Below are 25911 nucleotides of genomic sequence, written 5' to 3' on the forward strand. Positions count from 1 at the left end.
CAAAAGGTGCGCCATGCAACATTTTCCCATCTTCCTTGCTGTCGCCGGTCGGCGGATCGTGCTTTCGGGTGGCGGCGATGCGGCCATGGCCAAATTGCGCCTGCTGATGAAGACCGAGGCACATCTGACCGTGATCGCCCCCGAGGTCACCCCCGAAATCGCGGCTTGGGCCGCGGCCGGCAAGCTGCGCATCATCGCGCGGCCGATGGAACCGGGCGATACGCTTTGCGCAGCACTTTTCTATGCCGCCAATGAAGACGATGCCGAGGATGCCCGCGTCGCCTCCATCGCCCATGCGGATGGTGCGCTGGTCAATATCGTGGACAATCTGGCCGACAGTCAGTTCATCACCCCCGCCATCGTCGACCGCGACCCTGTCGTCGTGGCCATCGGCACCGAAGGGGCCGCACCTGTGCTGGCCCGCGCGATCAAGGCCGATATCGAAGAACGCCTGCCCGTGTCGCTGGGCGTGTTGGCGCGGATCGGCAAGACATTCCGCCATGCGGTCGATGTGCTGCCGATGGGCCGCAAGCGGCGCGATTTCTGGGCCGATTTCTATTTCCAGCGTGGCCCCAAGGCGATGGGTGCCGCTGGCGAAGCCGGGATCATCCCCGCGCTGGAAGCCCTGCTTGATGACCACATCACCGCGCGCAGCAAGGCGGGCCATGTCGATCTGGTCGGCGCAGGCCCCGGCGACCCCGAACTCTTGACGCTGAAGGCTCGGAACGCGCTCGACAAGGCCGATGTCGTGATCCACGACAACCTTGTGACGGCTGAAATCCTCGAGCTCGCCCGCCGCGAGGCGATCATCATCGACGCAGGAAAGCAGGGTTTCGGCCGTGCGATGCCGCAGGACGAGATCAACGCGCTGATCGTGCAGCATGCGCTGGACGGACACCATGTCGTGCGGCTGAAAGCGGGCGATCCGACCGTTTTTGGCCGACTGGACGAGGAAATCAGCGCCATCATCGACGCCGGCGTCAGCTATACGATCGTGCCGGGGATCACCGCTGCCTCTGCCGCTGTCGCCGCCATCGGGCAAAGCCTGACGCAGCGTGGGCGCAATTCGGCGGTGCGGTTCATCACCGGCCACGACACCAAGGGCTACGCCGATCACGACTGGCGCGCGCTGGCCGCCCCCGGTGAAGTCGCGGCGATCTATATGGGCAAGCGCGCCGCGCGGTTCATCCAAGGCCGGTTGCTGATGCACGGGGCCGACCCCGCAACGCCCGTGACCATCATCGAAAACGTCAGCCGCGCCGACCAGCGCGTGATCGCCACTTGTCTGGCGGAACTCGAACCCACCCTGACCCGCGCGGCTCTGTCCGGCCCTGTCATCACTTTCTACGGCCTCGCCTCGCGCGCGGCCTTGGCGGAAGCCATCAAGATCAAGGAGTTTGCATAATGCCCCCGCGTTTCACCCCGAAGGTTGTAACAGCCAACGCGCTTCTCAACGGTGACGCCGTGTGGCTGACCGAGGATGACCGCTGGTCGCCGCTGATGTCGGAAGCAGAGCTTATCACCGACGAGGCGCATGCCGATCTGCGACTGCTGCAGGCCAAGGCGCGGGCGGCGGAAATCGCAGGTGTCTATCTAGCCGACGCCAAGCCCGGCGCGGACGGACCGGAACCCGTGCATTTCCGCGAAGCATTCCGCACGCGCGGCCCGTCCAACTATCCCCACGGGAAACAAACAGAGACCCCGTCCCGGACCTGATCCGGGACCTCCACGCCACCCAAGAGGTCCCGGATCATATCCGGGACGGCGACAGGACAAAGCAGATGTATGTATACAACGATTTCGACGAAACCTTCGTGCGCGCCCGCGTCGCGCAATTCCGTGGTCAGGTGGAACGCCGGATCGATGGGTCCTTGACCGAGGATGAATTCAAGCCCTTGCGCCTGATGAACGGCCTTTATCTGCAACTGCATGCCTATATGCTGCGCGTGGCGGTGCCTTATGGCACGCTGAACCCCGCGCAGATGCGCCAACTCGCATATATCGCCGACCGCTGGGACAAGGGGTACGGCCATTTCACGACCCGTCAGAACATCCAGTACAACTGGCCCAAACTGGGTGATGTGCCCGATATGCTGGAGGCTTTGGCCGATGTGGGCATGCATGCGATTCAGACCAGTGGCAACACGATCCGCAACGTGACCGCCGACCATTTCGCCGGTGCCGCCGAGGACGAGATCGAAGACCCCCGCGCCATTGCCGAGCTTTTGCGCCAATGGTCCACAGACCACCCCGAATTCCAGTTCCTGCCGCGCAAGTTCAAGATCGCCGTGACAGGGGCCGCCGCCGACCGTGCCGTCACCCGCGCCCATGACATCGGGCTGGTCGTGGTGCGCAATGACGCGGGCGAGATCGGGTATCAGGTCATCGTCGGCGGTGGTCTTGGCCGCACGCCGATGGTGGGCAAGGTCTTGCGCGATTTCGTGTCCAAGGCGGAACTGCTGCCTTACGTCGAGGCGATTGTCAGCGTGTACAACCTGCTGGGCCGCCGCGACAACAAGTACAAAGCGCGCATCAAGATCACGCTGCATGAAAACGGGATCGAAACCATCAAAGCGATGGTCGAAGATCGGTTTGAAGCGATCCGCGCAGGCTTTGGCGGCTATGACCAGAGGCTGCTGGCCGAGATCGAGACATCCTTTGCCCCGCCCGCCTTTGTCACCAAAGCCACCGACGGGTATGAGGCCGCGCGTCTGGCCAACCCCGCTTTCCGGTCATGGACCGACACCAATCTGTCCGCGCACAAGGCGCCCGGCTATGCCATCGTGTCGATCAGCATCAAGAAACATGGCGCGACACCCGGTGACGCGACCTCCGACCAGATGCGCGTCATGGCTGATCTGGCGGAAACCTATGGCCACGGCGAATTGCGCATCAGCCACGAACAGAACGTGATCTTGCCGCATGTCCACCAGTCCGACCTGCCTGCCGTCTATGCCGCCTTGCGCAATGCCGATCTGGCGACGGCGAATATCGGGCTTGCGTCCGATATCATCGCCTGCCCCGGCATGGATTACTGCGCGCTGGCCACGGCCCGGTCGATCCCTATCGCCCAACAAATCGCCACGCGGTTTGACGAATTGAAGATCGAGCATGACGTTGGCCCGCTCAAGATCAAGATCTCCGGCTGCATCAATGCCTGCGGGCATCACCATGTCGGCCATATCGGGATTTTGGGCCTCGATCGCGCGGGCGTCGAAAACTATCAGATCACGCTGGGCGGCGACGGCACCGAAACGACGACCATTGGCGAACGCGCAGGCCCCGGTTTCAGCGCGGAAGAGATCGTGCCTGCCATCGAACGGCTGGTCATGGGTTATCTCGACCTGCGCAGCGACCCGTCCGAGACGTTCTTGCAAACCTATCGCCGTCTGGGGCTCGCCCCGTTCAAAGCCGTTCTTTACCGCGAGGATAAAGCCGATGCCGCGTAACGATCTCGTCGCCCTCAGCAACGCGCTCCACCACGACTCGGATGCGCTGACCGTGCTGGATCATGCATTGAACACAACCGCGCTTGGTCCAGTGGCGCTGGTGTCGTCGTTCGGTGCCGAAAGTGTTGTGCTGCTGCATCTGGCCGCCCAAGTGAACCCCGCTGTGCCGGTGATCTTTCTGGACACCGAAATGCTGTTTCCGGAATCTTTGGCCTATCAGCGCGAGGTGGCCGAGGCCTTGGGCCTGCGTGATGTGCGCGTCATCACCCCCGACCGCAATGCCGTGCTGCGCGAGGATGTGGACGGCCTGCTCCATCAGGCCGATACCGACGCATGCTGCGATCTGCGCAAAACACGGCCGTTGGAACAAGCGCTGCAAGGCTTCGGCGGCTGGATCACCGGGCGCAAGCAATTCCAAAACGGCCAGCGTGCCAGCCTGCCTTTGTTCGAGGCGGACGGCGCGCGTATCAAGATCAATCCGCTGGCGCAGTGGTCTTCCGACGATCTGCGCGGCTACATGGCAGACCACAACCTGCCGCGTCATCCGCTGGTGGCCCAAGGGTACCCTTCCATCGGCTGCATGCCCTGCACGACCCGCGTCGGCGCAGGTGAGGACCCCCGCGCAGGCCGTTGGCGTGGCAGTGAAAAAACCGAATGCGGTATCCATTTTGAAAACGGGCGCATGGTCCGGGAAGGCAAGGCAGCATGAGTATCATCGTCACCGACAAAGGCTTTGCCGCCGACGACTGGACCGGCCCGTTCCGCGATGCCGCACAGGCGATTGCCAATGATTCCGCCTACGCGGTGGATCTTGCCTCCGACACCGACCCCGCCACACTGGCCCGCCTGACCAATGCGCCGATGATCCGCATCGATTTCCCCAGCTTTGCGGACGGGCGCGGTTTCACCCTGGCCGCGATGCTGCGGCGCGCGGGCTTCAAGGGCCGGTTGCGCGCGCGCGGTCACGTAATTGCCGATCAATACGCCATGGCCCGCCGGTCCGGTTTCGACGAGGTCGAGATTGACGACGCCTTGGCCGCCCGCCAGCCGCAGGACCAGTGGCTTGCCCGTGCCGACTGGCAGCAGAGCCACTATCAGGCCCGTTTGCGCGGCTGACCCTTTCCCTGACCCAGATCAAAGACTAGACAGAGGATGGCCCCTAGGGTCACAGATGAACCTATGACAGAGCAGACAGCCGTGAACCACGCCAGCGCCAAGATCGTCCCGCAATTGCCCGACATGCAGACCGTGACGGAGGTAAAGCACTACACCGACCGTCTGTTTTCGTTCCGCGTGACGCGGCCTGCCAGCCTGCGGTTCCGGTCGGGCGAATTCGTCATGATCGGGCTGATGGGCGACGAGGACCCCGAGACGGGCAAACGCAAACCGATCATGCGCGCCTATTCCATCGCCTCGCCGTCGTGGGACGAGGAATTGGAATTCTATTCGATCAAGGTGCAGGACGGTCCGCTGACATCAAAGTTGCAACATATCCAGCCCGGCGACAGTCTGATCCTGCGGCCCAAGCCCGTAGGCACGTTGGTGCATGACGCGCTTTTGCCCGGCAAGCGCCTGTGGTTTTTTGCGACCGGCACCGGCTTTGCGCCGTTTGCCAGCCTACTGCGCGAACCGCAGACCTATGAGGATTACGACGAGATCATCATCACTCACACCTGCCGCGAGGCGGGCGAGTTGACCTATGGCCGCGACCTGATCGAAGGGCTGAAAACCGATGAGCTTCTGAACGAGGTGATCGGCGAAGGGTTCTGGAAAAAGATCAAATACTACCCGACCACCACCCGCGAAGAGAGCCCCAAGATGGGCCGCATCACCGACCTGATGCGCAGCGGAGAGGCGTTCACCGACCTTGGCGTGCCGCCCCTGTCGCCCGAAACCGACCGCGCGATGATCTGTGGCAATCTGGCATTCAATCTGGAACTGAAGGAAATGCTGGAAAGCTACGGGTTGAACGAAGGGGCCAATTCCAATCCGCAGCAATATGTTGTGGAAAAGGCGTTTCTGGACTGATCTTGCGATCCCCCTGAATCAAAAAGGCCGCCCTGACAGGGCGGCCTTTGTCGTTTCTGCGGGGCCTTATTCGCCCAGCAACTGGTTCACGCGCTCCAGCACCGGCTGCAACAGTGCGGGGCTGTTCTGGGCGGCGGTCACGGCGGAAATCAGCGTGGTCTTTTCCTCGGCTGCCAGATCAGAGCCTTCGATCAGCGCGATAACCTGATCGGCGTTGAAGCCGTCAACGGTCAGCAGATCGGCGGTCGATGTAACAACGCTCTCGACGGCATCAGATGCGGCATCGGCCGCTTCGGTTGCCGCATCTTCAACAACTTGTGCAGCTTCGGCAGCAGCAGCTTCAACAGCAGCAGCAGCTTCGGCAGCGGCAGCTTCGGCAGCAGCGGCTTCGGCAGCGGCAGCTTCGGCAGCAGCGGCTTCGGCGGCGGCAGCTTCTGCGGCAGCGGCTTCTGCGGCAGCAGCTTCAGCAGCGGCAGCTTCTGCGGCAGCGGCTTCGGCAGCAGCAGCTTCAGCAGCGGCGGCCTCTGCGGCAGCAGCAGCTTCGGCTTCAGCGGCGGCGGTCGCCCCTGTCAGCACACCGATCGCGGCATTGGGGCCGCGGCCTTCAACGGCATACTGGTAGCCGAAAAAGCCGGCAACGGCGAGGATGATCAAGATTGCAAGCGCTCTCATAAGCGTGGTCCTTCATTGAAAACTCGGGCGGTTGTTGGCCCTCGCCGCGCGATATGTCAGAAATATGACCAAAGGGAAAGACCCAAGCGTCCCCGAAAATACCTGCGAAACTGCGTGATAGCGGGTTGAAGCGCGGCCCAAGCAGGTTTAGTTTCCGCTGCAGCATTACGCAACAAACAAAGGATCAAGACCATAGGACGCAGACCCCACAACGCGCCACCCCAGCGCGAAACCGGCCCTCGGATCAACGAACGGATCAGGGCAGCCGAAATCCGGCTTATCGGTGCAGACGGCGAAAACGTAGGCGTTGTATCGCCGGACCGGGCAATGCAGATGGCCGAAGAGGCCGGGCTTGACCTTGTCGAGATTTCGCCCAACGCCGTTCCTCCGGTCTGCAAGATCATGGACTTCGGCAAGTTCAAATACGAAACCCAGAAAAAAGAAGCCGAAGCGCGCAAGAAGCAGAAGATCATCGAGATCAAGGAAATCAAGTTCCGTCCGAACACCGATTCCCACGATTACGAAGTCAAGATGCGCAGCGTCTTCAAGTTTCTGGAAAACGGCGACAAGGTGAAGGTCACCCTGCGTTTCCGTGGCCGCGAGATGGCGCACCAGGAACTGGGGCGCAAACTGCTGGAACGCGTGGCCGAGGATACCAAGGAAGCCGGCAAGGTCGAAAACTTCCCCAAAATGGAAGGCCGCCAGATGGTCATGCTGATCGGGCCATTGTCGAAGTGATATGTCCGTAGGATGGGTGATCTCACCCATCCTGCCAACGGCAAAAGGGCGGCTCGATGAGCCGCCCTTTTTTGTTGATGCACCGAGGATCGTTACCGCAGCAGTGATGACACGTTGCGGATCGCGACGCGGCGGTTGGCGCGTTCGGCCTCCAGCGTCGGCACTTTCAAGAAGCGCTCGCCATAGCCTTGCGTGATCAGGTTTTCCGGTGGCACACCAAAGAACTCTGTCAATGCAAGGGCGACCGTTTCGGCGCGACGGTCCGACAGCGCAAGGTTGAAGGCCGCACTGCCCACCGCATCTGTATGCCCTTCGACAAGGAACACCTGCGACGGATCGTTGTTGACGATGGCCGCAATCGCAAGGCCAAGATCGGTCAGCGCCGCCGTTTGCGTCTGGTCAATTGCCGCCGACCCGCTTGCGAATGTCAGCGTGTCAAGATCGACCGCAGGCGCCAGATTGCGCACCTCGGGGATGGTCCGGATCTGGTTGAGAGAGAACGTGCGCCCGATCTCGGACCGGTCACGCGCGGCCAGTGCCTCGCGCAGGGTCGCCACATTGGCGCCGCTGGCCCCTTGTGCAAAGAACACAGGCGCAGGTGGCAGTTCGGACACAATGACCGGCGCGCTGCCGACAGTGTCGTTGAACAGTTCGATCTGCGTGCCATCCGCCAGCACACGCGCACGGCGCTGGACAGTGCCATCCGCACCGCGGATCGTGATGACGCGCGTGCCGTCTTCACGCGTGACGATGGTACGGGTCGAGCCGTCATTGAAGGTCTGGGTTTCAACCTGCGATCCGGGCTGGCGCAGCAGAACGTCGTCATCTTTCAGCACAACGAAGTTGTCGCCGCGCTGCACGACCACGCGGTCACCCGAGTTCGAAACGACCTGATCGCCATTGCGCAGAACCGAACCGACAACCACAGCGCCAAGCCCGACAAGCAGCGCCTTTTGGAAGTTCGACAATCCATCGCGATCATTCGACCCCGCCACCAGGGGGGCAGGTTCCGCGTTCACGCGGTTGTCGAAATCCTCGGTGCTGGAACGCACGTCTTCGACGGTGACGGTTTCCTGTTCGACGACCACATCGTCGGCGGTAGGCTCGCCTTCGAGGTCAGCCAGCGCTGCGGCGGATTCCACGGGGGCTTCCTCTGCTGTCTCTGCAGGCGTCTGTTCACGGGCAAGCTGTTCTTCGACGGTTGTTGCTTCGCTAATGATGGGGGCAGGCTCGGCCACAGGCTCTGCGGTCTCATCGCTCGTGATGGCGTCGGCTGGTGCTTCGGCCTCCTCGGCGGCGGCAGCTGCAGCGGCTTCTTCTTCGGCTGCAGCTTGTGCGGCTGCCTCGGCCGCAGCGGCATCAGCAGCGGCGGCTTGCGCGTCGGCGGCAGCGGCTTCGTCTGCGGCGGCTTGCGCGGCGGCGGCAGCAGCTTCATCTGCGGCAGCAGCTTCTGCATCGGCAGCAGCTTGTGCATCAGCGGCAGCGCGTGCCTCTTCTTCCGCGGCGGCTTCTGCATCGGCAGCGGCTTGTGCGTCAGCGGCAGCTGCAGCTTCTGCGGCGGCTTGCGCTTCTGCGGCAGCGCGTGCTTCTTCTTCAGCGGCAGCTTGTGCAGCGGCCTCTTCGGCGGCTGCTTGTGCTTCGGCTTCAGCAGCAGCCTGTGCTTCGGCGGCAGCAGCCGCGCGGGCCTCTTCTTCAGCGGCAGCTTGAGCGGCAGCCATTGCCTCTGCTTCAGCGGCTTCGGCGGCAGCAGCGGCTTCGGCGGCAGCGGCGGCTTCGGCGGCAGCGGCTTCAGCAGCCAAAGCCGCATCAATCTCGGCCTGACGCGCAGCCATGTCGGCTTCTTGCTGGACCCTGTCAAAGGCAGCGCGATCCTCGATCAGCTCGCCTTCGATGCTCAGGCAGGGGAATTCCGGCGCATCGCCGCAGGCCTGCAGGTCGGCCTCTTGTGCAAACACAGGGGCCGTGACCATCGCCAGACTGACAACGAGCGACGTGGTATTCTTGAATTTCGAGTGACGCATTTTTAACCTCTTGGAAACAGCCGCCCGACAGGACGATGTTGACGTCTATAACAGCCCAGAGGTAGGAATGTTCCGCCCGACAACAAGGTCGGGCGGAAATGTGCCGAGCGTATCAGGCCGCGCTGACTGCCCGTCCGGTCATCACTTTTACGAGATGCGCCCGGTAGTCCGGCGTGCCATGCAGATCGCCGATCATGCCGTCCGCATCGACGGACAGACCGTCCAGCGCCTTGGCCGAGAAATCAGCCGACAATGCGGCTTCAGCCTCGGACCAGCGGAATACACCGTCTTCGGATGCGCCCGTCACGGCGACCCGCACGCCGTCTGCGTATTTCGCCACGAAAACGCCCACCAGCGCGAAACGGGACGCGGGCTGGACGAATTTCATGTAATGCGATTTCTGCGGGATGGGGAAACGGACCTCGGTGATGACCTCGCCACCATGCAGCGCGGTGGTGAACATCCCCTGAAAGTAGTCATCCGCCGCGATCTGGCGGGTGTTGGTGATGATCACAGCCCCCGTGCCCAGCGCTGCCGCCGGATAGCAGGCCGCGGGGTCGTTGTTGGCGAGCGATCCGCCGATTGTGCCACGGTTGCGCACGGCGGGGTCGCCGATATGGCTGGCCAGATGCGCCAGCCCCGGGAAATGCGCCGCTGCCTCGCGGGCGACGGTGGCATGGGTCGTGGCCGCCCCGATGCAGAGCATCCCGTCATCGGACAGGCAGACGCCCTTCATCTCGCCTATGCCTGTCAGGCTGACCAGCACATCGGGCGCGGCAAGGCGCGCCTTCAGCGTCGGGATCAGCGTCTGCCCGCCGCCCAAGGCCTGCGCCCCGTCATGTTCCATGGCCTTGACCGCATCCGCGATGGTGGTGGGCCGTTCGATTTCAAAAGCATACATGACAGCTCTCCCTTACGCGTTCTGCATGGCTTCCCAGACGCGCAGCGGCGTCAGGGGCATGTCGATATGGGTGACGTTCTTGCCTGCCGATTGCAGCGCATCGACGACAGCGTTGACGATTGTGGGTGGCGACCCGATTGCCCCCGCCTCGCCACAGCCTTTCACACCCAGCGGATTGTGCGTGCAAGGCGTGCCATTGGCGTGGTCCACGGTGTAGAACGGCAGGTCATCCGCGCGCGGCATGGTGTAATCCATGTAGCTCGCCGACAAAAGCTGGCCGTCATCATCGTAGCGCGCGCCTTCCAGCAGCGCCTGACCGATGCCTTGGCCAAGCCCGCCATGCACCTGCCCCGTGACGATCATCGGGTTCATGATGTTGCCGAAGTCGTCCACCGCGACGAACCGGTCCACGCGCACCTTGCCGGTGTCAGGGTCCACCTCGACCTCGCAGGCATAGGCACCCGATGGATAGGTAAAGTTGGCCGGATCGTAGAACGCCGTTTCCTCAAGCCCCGGTTCGATATCCTCGATGGGGAAGTTGTGGGGGATATAGGCCTTGAGCGCGACCTCGCCGAAGCTGACGGATTTGTCAGTGCCTTTGACGGTGAACTGGCCATCCTTGAAATCCACGTCATCGGCGGAGGCTTCCAGCATATGCGCGGCGATCTTCTTGGCCTTGGCGATGATCTTTTCCGTGGCCCGCACCATAGCCGATCCGCAGACCGCCAAGGACCGCGACCCGTAGGTGCCCATCCCGAAGGGGATTTTCGACGTATCGCCATGCACGATGTCGATGCTTTGCGGATCAATCCCCAGCATTTCGCCCACGATCTGGGGAAACACAGTCTCATGCCCCTGCCCGTGACTATGCGCGCCGACCATGACGCTCAGGTTGCCGGTGGCATTCACCCGCACGGTGGCCGCGTCATAAAGGCCTACACGGCTGCCCAGCACACCCACAAGGTTCGACGGCGCGATGCCGCAAGCCTCGATATAGGCGTTCAGGCCCAGACCGCGCAGCATGCCACGGGCTTCGCTTTCCTTGCGCCGCGCCTCGAAACCTTTGCGGTCGATGTGCTTTTCCAGCGTGTCCATCAGCGCGTCGTAATTACCGGAATCGTATTGCAGACCGGCAGCACTGGTGAACGGATACTGGTCCGGCTTGACGAAGTTCTTGCGACGGATGGCAATCGGGTCGATCCCCAATTCGCGCGCCGCCTTGTCGATGACGCGTTCGATGGAATAGGTCGCCTCTGGCCGGCCCGCGCCACGATAGGCATCAACCGGGGCGGTGTTGGTGAACACGGCTTTCACGTTCACATAGACGTTGGGGACGGTGTAGTTCCCCGCCATCAGCGTGCCATGCAGGAAGGTCGGCGTCGCGGTCGAGAAGTTCGACAGATACGCGCCCACATTCGCCATGGTTTCCGTACGGAAGGCGATGAAGGTGCCGTCCTTTTCACAGGCCAGTTCGATCTTGGTCACATGGTCGCGGCCATGCGCATCGGTCAGGAACGCCTCGGTCCGGTCAGCGGTCCATTTCACCGGGCGGCCGATCTTGCGCGCGGCGGCGAGCACAAGGGCTTCTTCGCCATAGTGATAGATCTTGGACCCGAAACCGCCACCCACATCGGGGGCGATCACAGTCAGCTTGTTTTCGGGAATGCCCATGACGAAGGCCGAAATGAGCAGGCGCGTCAGATGCGGGTTCTGCGATGTGGTCTGCAAGACGTAGGAATCATTGCCCGCATCGTAGTTCCCGATGGAACAGCGCGGCTCCATCGCATTGGGCACCAGACGGTTGTTGACCAGCTCCAGCGTCGTCACATGCGGTGCGGCCTTGATCGCGGCATCGGTGGCGGCGCGGTTATCCTCGATCCAGCCCCAGTCGAAACACTGGTTGGTGCCGATCTCGTCATGCACGAAGGCATCACCTGCCAAGGCTGCGGCCATATCGACGATGGCGGGCAGTTCCTCGATCTCGGCCACAATCGCCTCGGCCGCGTTGCGCGCCTGCAATTCGGTTTCCGCGATCACGGCGGCATAGGCGTCACCGACATGGCGCACCTTGCCATGCGCGAGCACGGGGCGTTTGGGTTCCTTCATCGGCGTGCCGTCGCGGCTGTTGATCAGCCAGCCCGCAGGGTTGCCGCCCACATCGGCGAAATCGGCCCCCGTGAACACGGCCAGCACGCCGGGCATGTTTTCCGCGCGCGATGTGTCGATGGATTTGATGATCCCGTGCGCCACGGTCGAGCGGCAAAAGATCGCCGTGGTCGCGCCGTAATGCTTGATGTCGTCGGTGTAATGCCCTGCCCCCGTCAGAAAGCGGACATCTTCGCGGCGCTTGTCACTGGCGCCGATTCCATGGTCTTTTGGCATTGAAATTCCTCCCGGTTGGGACGGCGGCAGGATAGCTGCGTCCCGTTGCTCCCTGAATTCTTATTCGGCGGCGATGGCTGCTACGTCCTGACCGGATGCGGCCATGATCGCCTTGACGATATTGTGGTAACCCGTGCAGCGGCAGATATTCCCCTCCAGATAACTGCGCACTTCGGCCTCGGTCGGCTTGGGGTTCTCCTTCAACAGCGCCGCCGCCGACATCACCATGCCGGGCGTGCAGAACCCGCATTGCAGGCCGTGGTGATCCTGAAACGCCTGCTGGATCACGTTGAGCGATCCGTCCTTGTTGGCCTGCCCTTCGATAGTGGCAACCTCTGCCCCGTCCAGTTCGACCGCAAAGACCGTACAGGCCTTGACCGCCTCGCCGTTCACATGCACCACGCAGGCTCCGCATTGCGATGTATCGCAGCCGACATGCGTGCCTGTCAGGCGCAGGTCATTGCGCAGGAAATCCACCAGAAGCGTGCGGCCTTCCACCTCCCTCGTGACGGATTTTCCGTTCACGACCATTGCTACAGATGCCATTCGTTCCTCCCGATACATCGTTGCTATGGAATGAGTTAAGCACGGCTGAAACCACTTGAGAACAACGATCTTTCGCTGCTTTGCAGCATCAGCCAATCTCGCGGCGCGGTTGGGGGCGGTCGGGGATTTCCTTGAGCAGGCCACCCACACCCATCGCGGCGAAATCGGAAGGCGCAGGCGTGCGTCCGCAAATCACCCGTTCCAGCACCCAATCGGCGCCGTTGAGCGCGGGCGAGCGCGCACAGCCCGGCAGGCCGATGACAGGTCTGCCGCGCAACTCACCCAGAAACAGCAGATTGCCGGGATCGACAGGCATGCCGAATTGGCTGACCGTGCCGCCCGCAGCGCGTACGGCAGCGGGGCCGACATCGTCGATATCGGATGTGGCCGAGGCGGTCAGGATAAAGATCACCTCGCCCTTTGCATTATCAAGTGCAGCAGACAAGCCGCTGATTTCATGAGATGAAAGGCAGCGTTCATCAAGAGCGATATCAAAGCGCCCAAGCCGCTTGGCCAGCGCCTCGCGTCCTTTCTCGGACGGCACCTCGCCCAGTTGCGTCTCGATCAGCGTGGCCGTGTGATACAAAGGCGGCAGGACGCGCAGCGCAGCCCCGATGCTTGCCGCACGGTCCACATCGGCCCCCGGCACGGCATAGGAAATGATCTTGATTGTCGCGATCATATTGCCTGCCGCGATGCGGGCATATTGCGGCAGGGTCGCCACAGTGATCATCGGATTGACCGCATTGAAGCGTCCGATGGCCGCAGCATCCAAACAGACGATCCCTGCTGCATCTGCAAACAGGTTGACGCGACCCGTCGCCGCAGCACTGACGGAGACGTGATTGCCCGCCAGACTGCGGGCGAGTTTTGCTGCGGCTGCATTCTCGTCCAGATCGCTGGCATCGAGCTGTGCGACAGTCACCTGCGGCACGCATGCCCCTTGCAAGGCCGCGATATCGGCGGCGGTCAGCATCTGGCCTTTGCGCAGCACCTTGCCGCCCGCCTGCACCGCATGGGCAAGGATCGCACCCAACGCCTCTGCCACGGGAACGGGGCCGAATTTCATCTGGCTTGCCGCAGGACTTGCGTGATCTGCGCCATGATGCTGAGCGCGATTTCCGCAGGCTGGCGGCCACCTATATCAAGGCCGACGGGGGCATGGATGCGCGCGATCTGGCCTTCGGTGAACCCCGCCGCCTGCAAGCGCGCGACGCGTTTGGCATGGGTGCGGGTGGACCCCAGACAGCCCAGATAGAACACATCGCTGCCCAAGGCCGCCATGATCGCGGGATCGTCGAGCTTGGGATCATGCGTCAGCGTCACGATGGCGGTGCGGGCGTCTGGTTTCAGCGCGGCCAGCGCCTCGTCCGGCCAATCCTCGACAATCGTCTCGCCCGGAAACCGTGCGGCAGAGCCGAAGGCTCCGCGCGGATCGATCAGCACCGGCGCATATCCGCAAGCGCGTGCCATACCCACCAGCGGCTGCGCGATATGGACAGCCCCCACGATGATCAGGCGCAAGGGGGGATTCTGCAGGGTGATGAAGGTGCCATCCTCCTCCAGCCCCGCACGGTCGAGGCGGAAACGGTCGGGCGCATCCTCAGCGGTAATGATCCGGCTGCTACCGGTCGCAAGATCGGTGGCCAGCCCAATGGGGCGGGCGGCGGCGCGGGCCTCGGCCAAGGCTTGCAGGGTCGCAAGCGTCAGGCCGTCGCCCACAGGCTGCACCAGCACGCGGATTTGCCCGCCGCATGCAAGGCCCACGGCAAACGCCTCGTCATCGCTCACGCCGAAATCAAGAATTGCGTGTTTGCCCGCTGCGATGGCGTCGATGGCCGCGACGACGACAGCGCCTTCGACGCAACCGCCCGAAACCGACCCTTCCATCGCGCCATCTGCGTCGATGACCAACTGGCTGCCGACACCGCGCGGGGCGGACCCCCATGTTTCGACCACAGTGGCCAGCGCCACCTTGCGGCCTGCCTGCGCCCAGTCAAGCGCCAGTTGCGCGGGTTGCGTTGTCATGTCCGTGATCCCCCCTGCAAGGCCGCCAGCATCCGCCGTTTTTCGCCGCCGTCATCGGGGCGCGTCAGGGCCTCGGCCAGTCCTGCCAATGATGCCACGTTATGGGCGGCACGGAAACTGGTGCAATGCGGCAGCATCTGTGCGATTCCACGCGCAAGCGGCGCAAATCCGTCCCAGCGCAAAAGCGGGTTGAGCCAGATCACTTGGCTGAAGGTCAGCTGCATCCGCTCCATCTCGCGCCCCAGATCATGGGTGGCGTCGCGGTCAAGGCCATCGGTGATCAGCAGGACAACCGCGCCCTGCCCCGCAACCCGCCGCGCCCAGTCGCGGTTGAAATCATGCAGGCAGGCGCCAATCCGCGTCCCGCCTTCCCAATCCTGCGCCTGCGCGCCTGCCGCCGCCAGTGCGGCATCCACATCGCGCCTGCGCATGTGGCGGGTGATATTGGTCAGCCGCGTCCCGAAGGTAAAGGCATGGACCTGCGCCCAGCCCTGGCCTTCGCGGTTGGCGACAGCATGCACGAAATGCAGCACGGCGCGCGAATAGGAGGACATGGAGCCCGAGATATCACAGAGCACCACAAGGTTGGGATAGCAGATGCGCTTGCGCGCGGTCGCAAGCTTGCCAATCTCGCCCCCCTGCCGCGCGGCGCGGCGCATGGTCTGTTTCCAGTCCGCCAGAGGCCCCGGCAAAGCCTGCCTGCGCCGCGTCAGGATGGGTGGGACCGGCAGGCGCAAGTCAGCCAGCATCCGCGTGGCGGCGGCCATTTCGGCCGTGCTCATCTGTTCGAAATCGAGCTGGCGCAGGCGTTCCTCGGCCGATGCGGTGTGGCTTGCGTCGATGTCGATCTCGACCTCGTCCTCGCGGGCCTGTGCCTCTGGCGCGGGCGGTTCGCGCCCGTCAAGCAAGGCTTGGGCCGCGCGTTTTTCCGCCGCCTCTGCTGTGCGATCCTCTTGCACGCCGTGGACCATCGGGGTCAGCAGCGACATCATCTGTTCCATATATTGCGGGTCGCGCCAGTAGAGCCGGAACAGCTGCGCGAAAACGGCGCTGTCCTCGGGTTTCGAGACGAAACAGGCATGCAGCGTCCAATAGAAATCGGCGCGCTGCGTGAATCCCACCGCCTGCACCGCATTGATCGCGTCGATCACCCGTCCGGGGCCGAGTTTCACGCCCGCCTTGCGCAAGGCGCGAGCGAAATGGGTGATGTTGCCTGCCAGCTTTGGGTCATCGGGTAAGAGCAGCGGGGCGTAAGCTGGGGATTTCACATCCCCAGACCCCTGTGGGATATTTACACTCGGAAGATGGGAGGTCATGGGGTCAGGCTGGCACGGGCGTCGTCGAGGATGCGTTTGGCCTGTGCGTTCTGCAGTTTCTGGATGTCGTCCTGATATTTCAGCAATGCACCCAACGTGTCGCTGATGACCTCGGGCGAGAGGTTGACGACGTCAAGCGCCAGCAGGCATTTTGCCCAGTCGATGGTTTCAGCCACGCCGGGTTTCTTATAGAGATCCTCGTCGCGCAGGCGCTGGACGAAGGCCACGACTTCAGCCGACAGCGCGGCGCTGGCTTCGGGGGCGCGGGCGTGCAGGATCGCGATTTCGCGGTCGAAATCGGGGTAGTCGACCCAGTGGTACAGGCAGCGGCGCTTCAGAGCGTCGTGGACTTCGCGCGTGCGGTTCGAGGTCAGGATCACGATGGGGGGCTCAGTTGCCTTGATCGTGCCGAGTTCGGGGATCGTCACCTGAAAATCCGAGAGCGCCTCGAGCAGAAAGGCCTCAAACGGGGCGTCGGTGCGGTCAAGCTCGTCGATCAGCAAAACAGGCGCGCCGCCGGGCTGCGGGCGCATGGCCTGCAAAAGCGGGCGTTCGATCAGGTAGTCTTCGGTGAAAAGTTCCGATTTGAGCGCGTCGCGGTCGGCGCCGCCTGTCGCCTCGGCGGTGCGGATCGCGATCATCTGTTCGGCGAAGTTCCATTCATAGACCGCAGAGGAGGCATCAAGCCCTTCGTAGCATTGCAGCCGGATCAGGCGGCGACCCAAGGCGGCAGCGAGCGCCTTGGCGATCTCGGTTTTGCCGGTGCCGGCCTCGCCTTCGAGAAACAACGGGCGGCCAAGGCGCAGCGCAAGGAATACCACGGTGGCGAGCGGCCTGCCGCAGATATAGCCTTCATCGCCCAAGGCGGCCTGCACCGCGTCGATTGTGTCAAATGCCATGTGATCCTCCCCGTCGGCCTATAGCTGCATTCGCCGCGCCCTGCGTCAAGGCATGCATTGCCCCCGTGCCTGCCGCGGCCTAGACTTGGACCAACAAGGAGACTGCGCCATGAATCAGAATGCCCCCATCACCGCCACAGGCTTTGGCCCCGATCTTGGACCGTTCGACTGGGCCGATCCGCTGCGCCTCGAGGATCAGCTGACCGAGGATGAACGCATGTTGCGCGATGCCGCGCGCCAGTTTGCCCAAGGCACGTTGCAGCCGCGGGTGACCGCCGCCTATCGCGATGCGCTGGTCGAGCCCGAGATTTTCAGCCTGATGGGCGAGGCCGGATTGCTGGGCCTGACGATCCCCGAGGAATACGGCGGATTGGGCGCGGGCTATGTCACCTACGGCCTTGTCGCGCGCGAGATCGAGCGCGTGGACAGCGGCTATCGGTCGATGATGTCGGTGCAATCGTCCTTGGTGATGTATCCGATCCATGCCTACGGGTCCGATGCGCAGCGTGCGAAATATCTGCCGGGGCTGGCGGCGGGCACGCTCATTGGCTGTTTCGGGCTGACCGAACCCGATGCGGGGTCCGACCCTGCGGGGATGAAAACCACGGCGAAAAAGACTGCCGGTGGCTATGTGCTGAACGGGTCCAAGATGTGGATCAGCAATGCGCCGATTGCCGATGTGTTCGTGGTCTGGGCCAAGTCCGAGGCGCATGGCGGCAAGATCCGCGGGTTCGTTCTGGACAAGGGCACCAAGGGGCTGAGCGCGCCGAAAGTGGGCGGCAAGCTGAGCCTGCGGGCGTCTGTGACGGGCGAGATCGTGATGGACAATGTCGAGGTCGGCGAGGACGCGCTTTTGCCCGGCGTGCAGGGGTTGAAAGGGCCGTTCGGCTGTCTGAACCGTGCGCGATACGGCATCGCCTGGGGTGTCATGGGGGCGGCTGAAGCCTGCTGGCATGCGGCGCGGCAATATGGCCTTGATCGCAAGCAGTTCGGCAAGCCTTTGGCGCAGACGCAACTGTTCCAAAAAAAGCTCGCCGATATGCAGACCGAGATCGCGCTTGGCACGCAAGCCGCCCTGCAACTGGGCCGTCTGATGGAGACGGGGCGCGCCGCGCCCGAGATGATCAGCCTGATGAAGCGCAACAACTGCGGCAAGGCACTCGATATCGCGCGGGCGTCGCGTGATATGCACGGCGGCAACGGCATTTCGGAGGATTTCCAGATCATGCGCCATATGGTCAATCTGGAAACGGTCAACACCTATGAAGGCACGCATGATGTGCATGCGCTGATCCTTGGCCGCGCGCAGACGGGATTGCAGGCGTTTTTCTAGGCCGCAGGAAAGGGATGGTCAGCGCAATCGCGATTGTGTAATTGCTCTGCCATGCCTGATAAAAACCTGACCAGCCTCACGATCCGCCGCCCAGACGACTGGCATCTGCATCTGCGCGATGGGGCCATGCTGCGCGCGGTCCTGCCGGAAACCGCGCGTCATTTCGCCCGCGCGATCGTGATGCCCAATCTGGTGCCGCCTGTGGTGACGGCTGCGCAGGCCGCTGCCTATCGCGACCGGATCATGGCGGCGCTGCCCGATGGGATGACATTCACGCCGCTCATGACGCTCTATCTGACCGAGGCGACGGACCCCGAGGATGTGCGCGCGGCCCATGCGGCCGGGATCGCCACGGCGCTCAAGCTTTATCCCGCAGGGGCCACGACCAATTCGGCGTCCGGTGTGCGCGATTTTGAAAAGGTCCGCCCTGTGCTGGAGGCGATGGCCGAAATCGGGATGCCGCTGTGTGTGCATGGCGAGGTCACCAACCACGATATCGACATTTTCGACCGCGAGGCGGTGTTTATCGACAAGATCCTGAACCCACTGCGCAAGAGGGTGCCGGACCTGAAGGTCGTGATGGAACATGTCACCACGCAGGATGCGGTCGATTATGTCCGCGACAACCCCAAAAACCTTGCCGCCACGATCACCACGCATCACCTGATTATCAACCGCAACCATATTCTGGCAGGCGGGATCAAGCCGCATTTCTATTGCCTGCCCGTCGCCAAGCGTGAAACGCACCGGATTGCCTTGGTGCAGGCGGCCGTGTCGGGGGACAAGCGGTTTTTCCTTGGTACGGATTCGGCACCCCATACAGATGGCGCGAAACTGCAAAGCTGCGGCTGCGCGGGGATATTCACCGCGACCAACACCATGTCCTGTCTGGCGGAAGTGTTCGATGTCGCGGGCGCGTTAAAGAAACTCGAGGCGTTCACTTCTCTCAACGGGCCGATGTTCTATGGCCTGCCTGCGAACGAGGCGACGATCACCCTGACCAAGGGCGATCCTGTCCCCTATCCCGACAGGATCGACACCGGCGACGGTCCCGTGACCCTGTTTAACCCCGGGTTCGATCTGCACTGGCGCGTGACGGGCTGACGCCCGGCGCTCCGCGCGGGGGATATTTATACTCGAACGATAAGAAAGCGACTGCCATGATCCCCTCCTCCTATCCTGACAAGGCTGAAATCGCGCGGTTGAGCGCGGGCATGTTGCTCGAAATCGGTGCCATCACCTTCAACGCGCGCGAGCCTTTCACCCATGCCTCGGGCAAGAAGGCGCCGACCTATGTGGATTGCCGCAAGCTGATTTCCTATCCGCGCATCCGGTCCACGCTGATGGATTTTCTGAGCGTCACCATCATGCGCGAGGCGGGGTTCGAGGCGTTCGACAATATCGCAGGCGGCGAGACGGCGGGCATTCCCTTTGCCGCACTGGTTGCTGAACGGCTGGCGCTGCCGATGACCTATGTGCGCAAAAAACCAAAAGGTTACGGGCGCAATGCCCGCATCGAAGGCGTGATGACCGAAGGCCAGCGTGTGCTCTTGGTCGAGGACCTGACCACGGATGGCGGATCGAAACTGTCCTTTGTCGATGCTATCCGCGAGACGGGGGCGACCTGTTCGGCAACGGCGGTGATCTTCTATTACGGCATTTTCGAAGGTGTCGAGAAAACGCTGGCCGATCATGGCGTGCAACTGCTGCATCTGTGCACCTGGTGGGACGTGCTGGCCGAGGCCAAGGCGCGCGGTGCCTATGACGCCGAAACGCTGGCCGCAGTCGAGGCTTACCTGCGCGATCCGGCAGTGTGGCAGGCTTCCGCCTGATCTTATCCACAGGCAGGCGGGGAAGAATCGCGCGCGCCCGATATCTGGGGAACACCACTGCGGCACCTGCCCCATCTGGTAGGCAGAGGCTGGGCTGCGGGTTTTTGCACGGGCTTATCCCGCCGTTCGTCCACAGAGTTATACAAGGTGAAGTCCTCGCCAAGGCCTGCTATGACACTGCGACATGCGAGGTAAGTGATGAACGAAATAGCGACCTTCAACGCGTCCGGTACGACCGAGACAAGTGTCGATCTGATGCCGCATTCCATCGAGGCTGAACAACAGCTTCTGGGGGCGATCCTGACCAACAACGATATCTTCGACCGTGTGGCGGCGATCATCGGGCCGAAACACTTCTATGACCCCGTTCATGCCCGCATCTTCGAGACGGCGGCGACGCGGATTTCCAAGAATGCGCTGGCCAGTCCCGTGACGCTGAAAACCTTTCTGGAGGATGACGAGGGGCTCAAGGAACTGGGCGGGCCCGCCTATCTGGCGCGTCTGGCGGGGGCTGCGATTTCGGCCTTTGCCGCGCGCGATTACGCGCAGATGATCTATGATCTGGCGGTGCGGCGTGAACTGATCCAGGTGGGCCGCAACATCGCCGACAAGGCCGCCAAGGTCGATGTGGACAGCGAACCCAAGGACCAGATCGTCGAGGCTGAACAGGCGCTTTATGCGCTGGCCGAACAGGGCACGACCGATCAGGGGTTTCAGTCCTTCCTGCGCGCCGTCACCGATGCCGTCAACGTGGCCAATGCCGCCTATCAGCGCGAGGGGGGTCTTGCGGGTGTCTCAACGGGGCTGATCGATCTCGACAAGAAGCTGGGGGGGTTGCACAAATCCGACCTTCTGATCCTTGCGGGGCGTCCGTCGATGGGCAAAACCTCGCTTGCGACGAACATCGCGTTCAATATCGCCAAAGCCTATAAGAAAGGCATTCTGCCCGATGGCAGCGAAGGGGCGGTCGATGGCGGCGTCGTGGGGTTCTATTCGCTCGAGATGAGCGCCGAACAGCTGGCAGCCCGTATCCTGTCGGAAGCCGCCGAAGTGCCGTCCGAACAGATCCGCCGTGGCGACATGACCGAAACCGAATTCCGCCGCTTCGTCGATGCCGCCAAATCGCTGGAAGCCTGTCCCCTGTTCATCGACGACACGCCTGCCCTGCCGATTGCGCAGCTGGCGGCGCGCGCGCGCAGGCTCAAGCGGACGCATGGGCTTGATGTGCTGATGGTGGACTATCTGCAACTGGTGCGCGGCACGGGACGGTCTGAAAACCGTGTGAACGAAATTTCCGAGATCACGATGGGCCTGAAGGCTATCGCCAAGGAACTCAACATCCCCGTGGTCGCCCTGTCGCAGCTGTCGCGTCAGGTCGAAAGCCGAGAGGACAAGCGCCCACAGCTGTCGGACCTGCGCGAATCCGGGTCGATCGAGCAAGACGCCGACGTGGTGATGTTCGTGTTCCGCGAGGAGTATTACAAGGAACGCGAAAAGCCCGGCGATCACGAGATGGAAAAGATGGCCGCATGGCAGGAAGAGATGGAACGCCTGCATGGCAAGGCCGAGGTCGTCATCGGCAAACAGCGGCACGGGCCGATCGGGACGGTAGAGCTGAGCTTTGAGGGCCGCTTCACGCGCTTTGGCAACCTTGTCAAACCGTGGCAGCAAGGCGCGGAGGATCAGTATTGATCCGCCTGACCTCTCAGTGCCTCGCCATGGCCTTGCTGGCCGCTCCGGTCGCCGCGCAAGAGATCATGCGCTTTGACGGCGGTGGTCTGGGCTTTGACCTGCCCGTTTCGGGTGTTCAGGCCGAACCGATGCAGGCGGAAGAGGGTGACAAGCGGCTGGCACTGGCGATGGATGGCGACAACCGTCGCGGCTTTGCCGCGTTTTCCGCACAGGTTGTCGGGCAGGATATCACGGCGACCTTATGCGGGCACCAGATCGTGGCTGCACGCGTGCAAATCCCCATCGAAAGCGGCTATATCATGTCGGCACCGCTGGCGCCTGCTTTGGCGCAGGAACTGGCCGATGTGGTCAACGGCTTGCGCGATTGCGCTGATTGACCTTGCCGCCTCTTGCTGCTGCTGCCAAAAGGACCCCCATGAGCACCGGACGCCTGACCATCGACCTTGACGCCGTCGTCGCCAACTGGCGCGCGCTGGACGCCATGACCAATTGCAAGACCGCCGCCGTGATCAAGGCCAATGGCTATGGTCTGGGGTCGGTCAATGTCGCCAAGGCACTGTTCAAGGCAGGCGTGCGCCAGTTTTTTGTCGCCGTCGCCGAAGAGGCAGCACCTATCCGCGAAGAACTGGGCCCGCGCCCCGAGATCAACGTGTTTTCAGGGCATATGAAAGGCGACACGGGGCTGATCCGCGATCTGAACCTGACGCCCATGCTCAATTCCGTGGAACAGGTGACGCATCATTTCGAAACCCTGCCCGGCCATCCGTTCGGCATCCAGCTTGATACCGGCATGAACCGGCTGGGGCTCGAAATGCAGGAATGGGCGGCGATTGCGGGTCTGGCGCTGGAACAGAACCCAACGCTGGTGATGAGCCATCTGGCCTGTGCGGATGAACCCGACCACCCGATGAACCCGCACCAGCTCGCGAATTTCCACCTGATGACTGACGGGATCGGAGTGCCACGGTCCTTGTCCGCGACGGGCGGTATCCTGCTGGGTCCCGATTATCATTTCGATCTGACCCGTACGGGGATCGGGCTATATGGTGCGGAACCTTTCGCCCAAGGCACGCCTGCCATCGAGCTGGAATTTCCCGTCGTCCAGATCCGCGATGTCGCACAGGGCGAGGTCGTGGGTTACGGCAACAGCTGGCAGGCCGAGCGCCCTTCGCGTATCGCCACGATTTCGGGCGGCTATGCCGATGGCATCATCCGGTCGCTGTCGGACCGCGCGATTTTCTATCACGGCAAGACGCCGTGCAAACTGGTGGGCCGCGTGTCAATGGACCTGATGACTGTCGATGTGACCGACCTGCCCGAGGACCCCAAGGCCCTGTCGCTGATCTGCGCCGAACAAAGCGTCGATGATGTCGCCCGCCGCGCAGGCACCATCGGGTATGAACTGCTGACGCAGCTTGGCGGGCGCTATACCCGCCGGACCTATGGCAAGTGATGCAGCGGGCGCTGGTTTACGCCAACCTGTCGCTGCTGATCCTGTTTCCTGTTGCATGGTTCGCACCGCTGATGCGCGCGGGGCTGTTGCCGCTGTTCGGGCTGTCTGAGATTTCGGTCGTGACGGGTCTGCAATCGCTCTGGGGGAGTGACATTGCATTGGCGCTGCTTGTCACGATGCTGGCGGTTTTCGTGCCCTATCTGAAAACCATCGGGTTGGCGTTGGTGCATTTCGGGCTGCTGGCCGACCGGACGCTGCCCGTGCTGGCATGGCTGGGTAAGCTCGCAATGGCGGATGTGTTCCTGATCGCGCTTTACGTCGTCGTGTTCAAAAGCATGGGGCTGGGGCGGGTGGAAACGGCTTGGGGGCTTTATCTGTTCACCGCCTGTATTCTGGCGTCGATCCTGATCTCGGGGCTGACGGCGCGGGACGGGTTGCATGGCACCTCCGATAAGTCCAAAAGGTGAACATGGCAAAAGACCTTTCCTTCACCTGTTCCGAATGCGGTGCCGCCTATTCCAAATGGTCGGGCCAGTGCGATGCCTGCCAGTCGTGGAATACCATCCACGAAACCAAGGCCTTGGCCAGCGGTCCTAAAGGCAAGTCTTTAGGTGCCCTGCGCGGCAAACCGATCCCGCTGATTGATCTGGACACGCACGAACCCGAACCGCCGCGTACGCAGGCCGGTGTGGCCGAACTTGACCGCGTGCTGGGCGGCGGGCTGGTCAAGGCCTCGGCCCTGCTGGTGGGTGGCGATCCAGGGATCGGGAAATCCACGTTGCTGTTGCAGGCCGCGGCACGGTTCGCGCGCAACGGGCTGAAGGTGATCTATATCTCGGGCGAGGAATCGACCGCACAGGTGCAGATGCGCGCCCGCCGTCTGGGGCTGGAGAAAAGCCCCGTCAGGCTGGCCGCTGAAACCAACCTGCGCGACATCCTGACCACGCTGGAGGCGGAAAAACCCGATCTGGCCATCATCGATTCGATCCAGACGATGTGGGCGGATAACGTCGACTCTGCCCCCGGCAGCGTGTCTCAAGTGCGGTCGTCGGCGCATGAACTGACGACATTCGCCAAACGCAACGGTATGTCGGTCATCATGGTCGGCCATGTCACCAAGGACGGCAGCATCGCAGGCCCACGCGTTGTGGAACATATGGTCGATACCGTGCTGTATTTCGAAGGCGAGCGTGGCCACCAGTTCCGCATCCTGCGCGCGGTGAAAAACCGCTTTGGCCCCGCCGACGAGATCGGCGTGTTCGAGATGACCGGCAAGGGCTTGGCCGAGGTCAAAAACCCCTCGGCGCTGTTTTTGTCCGAACGTGGCGCCCCTGCCCCCGGATCGGTCGTGTTCGCGGGCATCGAAGGCACCCGTCCGATGCTGTGCGAGATTCAGGCGCTTGTTGCTCCATCGCCACACAGCCAGCCGCGCCGGTCGGTCGTCGGTTGGGACGGCGGGCGGCTGGCGATGATCCTTGCCGTGCTCGAATCGCGCTGCGGTGTGCCGTTCACCGGATTGGACGTTTACCTTAACGTCGCAGGGGGTTTGCGCATCTCGGAACCTGCTGCTGACCTTGCAGTTGCAGCCGCCCTCGTGTCTGCACGCGAAGACGCGGCCGTGCCGTCCGAGGCGGTTATTTTCGGGGAAATCAGCCTGTCGGGTGCGCTGCGTCCGGTGGTCCAGACAGAAAATAGATTGAAAGAAGCCGAGAAACTTGGTTTTACCTCTGCGATCACGCCGCGTCAGGCCAAGCAGGTCGCGGTCAAGGGGATAAATTTGCGCCAATCACATGATTTGGCCGCATTTGTAGAAGACGTATTCGGCGCGCGCTAAAGCGTCACTGGCAGGAGAGACGGAGCATGGACGGTTTCACACTCGTCGACGCAGGCGTGGCAATCATTGTGTTGCTTTCGGGGGTGCTGGCCTACAGCCGTGGCCTTGTGCGCGAGGCGATGGCGATCCTCGGCTGGATCGGGGCGGCGATTGTCGCCTTTATTTTCGCGCCACAGGTCGAACCGCTGGTGCGGCAGATCCCGATTGTCGGCGATTTTATCGGCGACAGTTGCGAACTGGCGATCATCGCGGCCTTTGCGGCGGTCTTTGCGCTGGCGCTGGTAATCGTGTCGATCTTCACGCCGCTGTTTTCCAGCGTGGTGCAACGCTCGGCCCTTGGCGGCGTGGATCAGGGGCTAGGGTTCTTCTTTGGCGTGCTGCGCGGCATCCTGCTGATCGCGGTCGCGTTCTTTGTCTATGACACGATCTTTGCGACGCAGGCGATCGCGCAAATTGATGACAGCCGGTCGGCAGGTGTTTTCGCCCAGTTGACCGCGCGGATCGAGGCGCAGAACCCCGAACAGGCGCTGGGCTGGATCACCCAGCAGTATCAGGATCTGGTCGGCAACTGCGGCGCGCCCGCAACTGAAATCACCCCGATCACAGACCCCGCACCCGTCACCGAGTAAACGGTCGGTCAATGCAAACGAACAAAGCCACCGCAGCCTTGCGGTGGCTTTTTCATTGCCGGATGCGCTTTGATGCAGATCATCATGATCGTTTCGTGACACCTGCGCCGACAGCGACTAAGTAGAAGCAAATCGCCCTCCCACGGATTCGGAGCAGC

25 protein-coding genes are annotated in these 25911 nt (G+C 62.6%); 16 read left to right on the plus strand and 9 right to left on the minus strand.

The window, feature by feature from the left end; translation table 11 throughout:
• The first annotated feature begins 13 nt into the window (after window positions 1-13).
• The 6 genes from cysG to VCK47_RS03630 all read left to right on the plus strand — a co-directional run bounded on the left by cysG (window position 14) and on the right by VCK47_RS03630 (window position 5477).
• On the plus strand, window positions 14-1405 hold the full coding sequence (gene cysG / locus VCK47_RS03605) for a siroheme synthase CysG (RefSeq protein WP_322889352.1): 1392 nt from the start codon (window positions 14-16) through the stop codon (window positions 1403-1405).
• On the plus strand, window positions 1405-1716 hold the full coding sequence (locus VCK47_RS03610) for a DUF2849 domain-containing protein (protein ID WP_322889353.1): 312 nt from the start codon (window positions 1405-1407) through the stop codon (window positions 1714-1716). The genes cysG and VCK47_RS03610 overlap by 1 nt, the downstream gene beginning before the upstream one ends.
• Before the next feature lie 65 nt (window positions 1717-1781).
• Entirely contained in the window at window positions 1782-3449 is a 1668-nt protein-coding gene (locus VCK47_RS03615; protein WP_322889354.1) for a nitrite/sulfite reductase, read from the plus strand.
• The gene (locus VCK47_RS03620; protein ID WP_322889355.1) at window positions 3439-4158 is read left to right on the plus strand and encodes a phosphoadenylyl-sulfate reductase; all 720 of its coding nucleotides are present in this window, start codon (window positions 3439-3441) and stop codon (window positions 4156-4158) included. The genes VCK47_RS03615 and VCK47_RS03620 overlap by 11 nt, the downstream gene beginning before the upstream one ends.
• Window positions 4155-4565 carry a DUF934 domain-containing protein gene (locus VCK47_RS03625; protein ID WP_322889356.1) on the plus strand — a complete coding sequence of 137 codons (411 nt, stop codon included), beginning with the start codon at window positions 4155-4157 and terminating at the stop codon, window positions 4563-4565. The genes VCK47_RS03620 and VCK47_RS03625 overlap by 4 nt, the downstream gene beginning before the upstream one ends.
• Before the next feature lie 63 nt (window positions 4566-4628).
• On the plus strand, window positions 4629-5477 hold the full coding sequence (locus VCK47_RS03630) for a ferredoxin--NADP reductase (protein ID WP_322889357.1): 849 nt from the start codon (window positions 4629-4631) through the stop codon (window positions 5475-5477).
• A gap of 66 nt (window positions 5478-5543) precedes the next feature.
• On the opposite strand, the gene VCK47_RS03635 is transcribed toward VCK47_RS03630, so the two are convergent.
• A complete protein-coding gene (locus VCK47_RS03635) occupies window positions 5544-6149 on the minus strand; it encodes a hypothetical protein (RefSeq protein WP_322889358.1) in 606 nt (201 codons plus the stop codon).
• 192 nt (window positions 6150-6341) lie between these two features.
• Here VCK47_RS03635 and infC point away from each other — a divergent pair, with 192 nt between their 5' ends.
• The gene (infC, locus tag VCK47_RS03640; RefSeq protein WP_416236661.1) at window positions 6342-6887 is read left to right on the plus strand and encodes a translation initiation factor IF-3; all 546 of its coding nucleotides are present in this window, start codon (window positions 6342-6344) and stop codon (window positions 6885-6887) included.
• Between the two features lie 92 nt (window positions 6888-6979).
• Here infC and VCK47_RS03645 read toward each other — a convergent pair whose 3' ends face one another.
• The 8 genes from VCK47_RS03645 to VCK47_RS03680 all read right to left on the minus strand — a co-directional run bounded on the left by VCK47_RS03645 (window position 6980) and on the right by VCK47_RS03680 (window position 16980).
• Complete coding sequence (locus tag VCK47_RS03645) at window positions 6980-8908, minus strand: OmpA family protein (RefSeq protein WP_322889359.1); 1929 nt, start codon at window positions 8906-8908, stop codon at window positions 6980-6982.
• 112 nt (window positions 8909-9020) lie between these two features.
• The gene (locus tag VCK47_RS03650) at window positions 9021-9809 is read right to left on the minus strand and encodes a xanthine dehydrogenase family protein subunit M (RefSeq protein WP_322889360.1); all 789 of its coding nucleotides are present in this window, start codon (window positions 9807-9809) and stop codon (window positions 9021-9023) included.
• A gap of 12 nt (window positions 9810-9821) precedes the next feature.
• Window positions 9822-12191, minus strand: coding sequence for a xanthine dehydrogenase family protein molybdopterin-binding subunit (locus VCK47_RS03655; protein ID WP_322889361.1), 2370 nt, complete (start codon window positions 12189-12191; stop codon window positions 9822-9824).
• A gap of 60 nt (window positions 12192-12251) precedes the next feature.
• Entirely contained in the window at window positions 12252-12737 is a 486-nt protein-coding gene (locus tag VCK47_RS03660; protein WP_322889362.1) for a (2Fe-2S)-binding protein, read from the minus strand.
• Window positions 12738-12825: 88 nt separating this feature from the next.
• A complete protein-coding gene (locus VCK47_RS03665; RefSeq protein ID WP_322889363.1) occupies window positions 12826-13806 on the minus strand; it encodes a molybdopterin-binding protein in 981 nt (326 codons plus the stop codon).
• On the minus strand, window positions 13803-14765 hold the full coding sequence (locus VCK47_RS03670) for an XdhC/CoxI family protein (protein WP_322889364.1): 963 nt from the start codon (window positions 14763-14765) through the stop codon (window positions 13803-13805). Before VCK47_RS03670 ends, VCK47_RS03665 begins: the two co-directional genes overlap by 4 nt.
• Window positions 14762-16033 (minus strand): VWA domain-containing protein, encoded by a 1272-nt coding sequence (locus VCK47_RS03675; RefSeq protein ID WP_322889365.1) that lies wholly within the window; start codon window positions 16031-16033, stop codon window positions 14762-14764. The genes VCK47_RS03670 and VCK47_RS03675 overlap by 4 nt, the downstream gene beginning before the upstream one ends.
• 44 nt (window positions 16034-16077) lie before the next feature.
• Complete coding sequence (locus VCK47_RS03680; RefSeq protein ID WP_322889366.1) at window positions 16078-16980, minus strand: MoxR family ATPase; 903 nt, start codon at window positions 16978-16980, stop codon at window positions 16078-16080.
• 109 nt (window positions 16981-17089) lie between these two features.
• On the opposite strand from VCK47_RS03680, the gene VCK47_RS03685 reads away from it, so the two are divergent.
• The 9 genes from VCK47_RS03685 (at window position 17090) to VCK47_RS03725 (ending at window position 25753) form a co-directional block, all read left to right on the plus strand.
• Entirely contained in the window at window positions 17090-18313 is a 1224-nt protein-coding gene (locus VCK47_RS03685; RefSeq protein WP_322889367.1) for an acyl-CoA dehydrogenase, read from the plus strand.
• Window positions 18314-18364: 51 nt separating this feature from the next.
• Window positions 18365-19417, plus strand: a complete 1053-nt coding sequence (gene pyrC / locus VCK47_RS03690) for a dihydroorotase (RefSeq protein WP_322889368.1) — start codon at window positions 18365-18367, stop codon at window positions 19415-19417.
• Between the two features lie 56 nt (window positions 19418-19473).
• Entirely contained in the window at window positions 19474-20145 is a 672-nt protein-coding gene (locus VCK47_RS03695; protein WP_322889369.1) for an orotate phosphoribosyltransferase, read from the plus strand.
• 198 nt (window positions 20146-20343) lie between these two features.
• Window positions 20344-21837 carry a replicative DNA helicase gene (locus tag VCK47_RS03700; RefSeq protein ID WP_322889370.1) on the plus strand — a complete coding sequence of 498 codons (1494 nt, stop codon included), beginning with the start codon at window positions 20344-20346 and terminating at the stop codon, window positions 21835-21837.
• Window positions 21834-22214, plus strand: a complete 381-nt coding sequence (locus VCK47_RS03705) for a hypothetical protein (RefSeq protein ID WP_322889371.1) — start codon at window positions 21834-21836, stop codon at window positions 22212-22214. The genes VCK47_RS03700 and VCK47_RS03705 overlap by 4 nt, the downstream gene beginning before the upstream one ends.
• Before the next feature lie 38 nt (window positions 22215-22252).
• Window positions 22253-23290: an alanine racemase gene (gene alr, locus VCK47_RS03710; protein WP_322889372.1), complete on the plus strand. Its 1038-nt coding sequence runs from the start codon at window positions 22253-22255 to the stop codon at window positions 23288-23290.
• Window positions 23290-23757 carry a paraquat-inducible protein A gene (locus tag VCK47_RS03715; RefSeq protein ID WP_322889373.1) on the plus strand — a complete coding sequence of 156 codons (468 nt, stop codon included), beginning with the start codon at window positions 23290-23292 and terminating at the stop codon, window positions 23755-23757. Before alr ends, VCK47_RS03715 begins: the two co-directional genes overlap by 1 nt.
• A 2-nt stretch (window positions 23758-23759) precedes the next feature.
• Window positions 23760-25124: a DNA repair protein RadA gene (gene radA, locus VCK47_RS03720; RefSeq protein WP_322889374.1), complete on the plus strand. Its 1365-nt coding sequence runs from the start codon at window positions 23760-23762 to the stop codon at window positions 25122-25124.
• 26 nt (window positions 25125-25150) lie between these two features.
• Window positions 25151-25753: a CvpA family protein gene (locus VCK47_RS03725; protein ID WP_322889375.1), complete on the plus strand. Its 603-nt coding sequence runs from the start codon at window positions 25151-25153 to the stop codon at window positions 25751-25753.
• The last annotated feature ends 158 nt before the right edge of the window (window positions 25754-25911 follow it).

Source organism: Yoonia sp. 72 (genome assembly GCF_034652275.1).
Lineage (GTDB): Bacteria > Pseudomonadota > Alphaproteobacteria > Rhodobacterales > Rhodobacteraceae > Yoonia.

Excerpts from the sequence above, each read along its gene's own strand:
- cysG (WP_322889352.1), top strand. The coding sequence starts at position 14 with ATGCAACATTTTCCCATCTTCCTTGCTGTCGCCGGTCGGCGGATCGTG.
- VCK47_RS03610 (WP_322889353.1), top strand. The coding sequence starts at position 1,405 with ATGCCCCCGCGTTTCACCCCGAAGGTTGTAACAGCCAACGCGCTTCTC.
- VCK47_RS03615 (WP_322889354.1), top strand. The coding sequence starts at position 1,782 with ATGTATGTATACAACGATTTCGACGAAACCTTCGTGCGCGCCCGCGTC.
- VCK47_RS03620 (WP_322889355.1), top strand. The coding sequence starts at position 3,439 with ATGCCGCGTAACGATCTCGTCGCCCTCAGCAACGCGCTCCACCACGAC.
- VCK47_RS03625 (WP_322889356.1), top strand. The coding sequence starts at position 4,155 with ATGAGTATCATCGTCACCGACAAAGGCTTTGCCGCCGACGACTGGACC.
- VCK47_RS03630 (WP_322889357.1), top strand. The coding sequence starts at position 4,629 with ATGACAGAGCAGACAGCCGTGAACCACGCCAGCGCCAAGATCGTCCCG.
- VCK47_RS03635 (WP_322889358.1), bottom strand. The coding sequence starts at position 6,149 with ATGAGAGCGCTTGCAATCTTGATCATCCTCGCCGTTGCCGGCTTTTTC.
- VCK47_RS03645 (WP_322889359.1), bottom strand. The coding sequence starts at position 8,908 with ATGCGTCACTCGAAATTCAAGAATACCACGTCGCTCGTTGTCAGTCTG.
- VCK47_RS03650 (WP_322889360.1), bottom strand. The coding sequence starts at position 9,809 with ATGTATGCTTTTGAAATCGAACGGCCCACCACCATCGCGGATGCGGTC.
- VCK47_RS03655 (WP_322889361.1), bottom strand. The coding sequence starts at position 12,191 with ATGCCAAAAGACCATGGAATCGGCGCCAGTGACAAGCGCCGCGAAGAT.
- VCK47_RS03660 (WP_322889362.1), bottom strand. The coding sequence starts at position 12,737 with ATGGCATCTGTAGCAATGGTCGTGAACGGAAAATCCGTCACGAGGGAG.
- VCK47_RS03665 (WP_322889363.1), bottom strand. The coding sequence starts at position 13,806 with ATGAAATTCGGCCCCGTTCCCGTGGCAGAGGCGTTGGGTGCGATCCTT.
- VCK47_RS03670 (WP_322889364.1), bottom strand. The coding sequence starts at position 14,765 with ATGACAACGCAACCCGCGCAACTGGCGCTTGACTGGGCGCAGGCAGGC.
- VCK47_RS03680 (WP_322889366.1), bottom strand. The coding sequence starts at position 16,980 with ATGGCATTTGACACAATCGACGCGGTGCAGGCCGCCTTGGGCGATGAA.
- VCK47_RS03685 (WP_322889367.1), top strand. The coding sequence starts at position 17,090 with ATGAATCAGAATGCCCCCATCACCGCCACAGGCTTTGGCCCCGATCTT.
- pyrC (WP_322889368.1), top strand. The coding sequence starts at position 18,365 with ATGCCTGATAAAAACCTGACCAGCCTCACGATCCGCCGCCCAGACGAC.
- VCK47_RS03695 (WP_322889369.1), top strand. The coding sequence starts at position 19,474 with ATGATCCCCTCCTCCTATCCTGACAAGGCTGAAATCGCGCGGTTGAGC.
- VCK47_RS03700 (WP_322889370.1), top strand. The coding sequence starts at position 20,344 with ATGAACGAAATAGCGACCTTCAACGCGTCCGGTACGACCGAGACAAGT.
- alr (WP_322889372.1), top strand. The coding sequence starts at position 22,253 with ATGAGCACCGGACGCCTGACCATCGACCTTGACGCCGTCGTCGCCAAC.
- VCK47_RS03715 (WP_322889373.1), top strand. The coding sequence starts at position 23,290 with ATGCAGCGGGCGCTGGTTTACGCCAACCTGTCGCTGCTGATCCTGTTT.
- radA (WP_322889374.1), top strand. The coding sequence starts at position 23,760 with ATGGCAAAAGACCTTTCCTTCACCTGTTCCGAATGCGGTGCCGCCTAT.
- VCK47_RS03725 (WP_322889375.1), top strand. The coding sequence starts at position 25,151 with ATGGACGGTTTCACACTCGTCGACGCAGGCGTGGCAATCATTGTGTTG.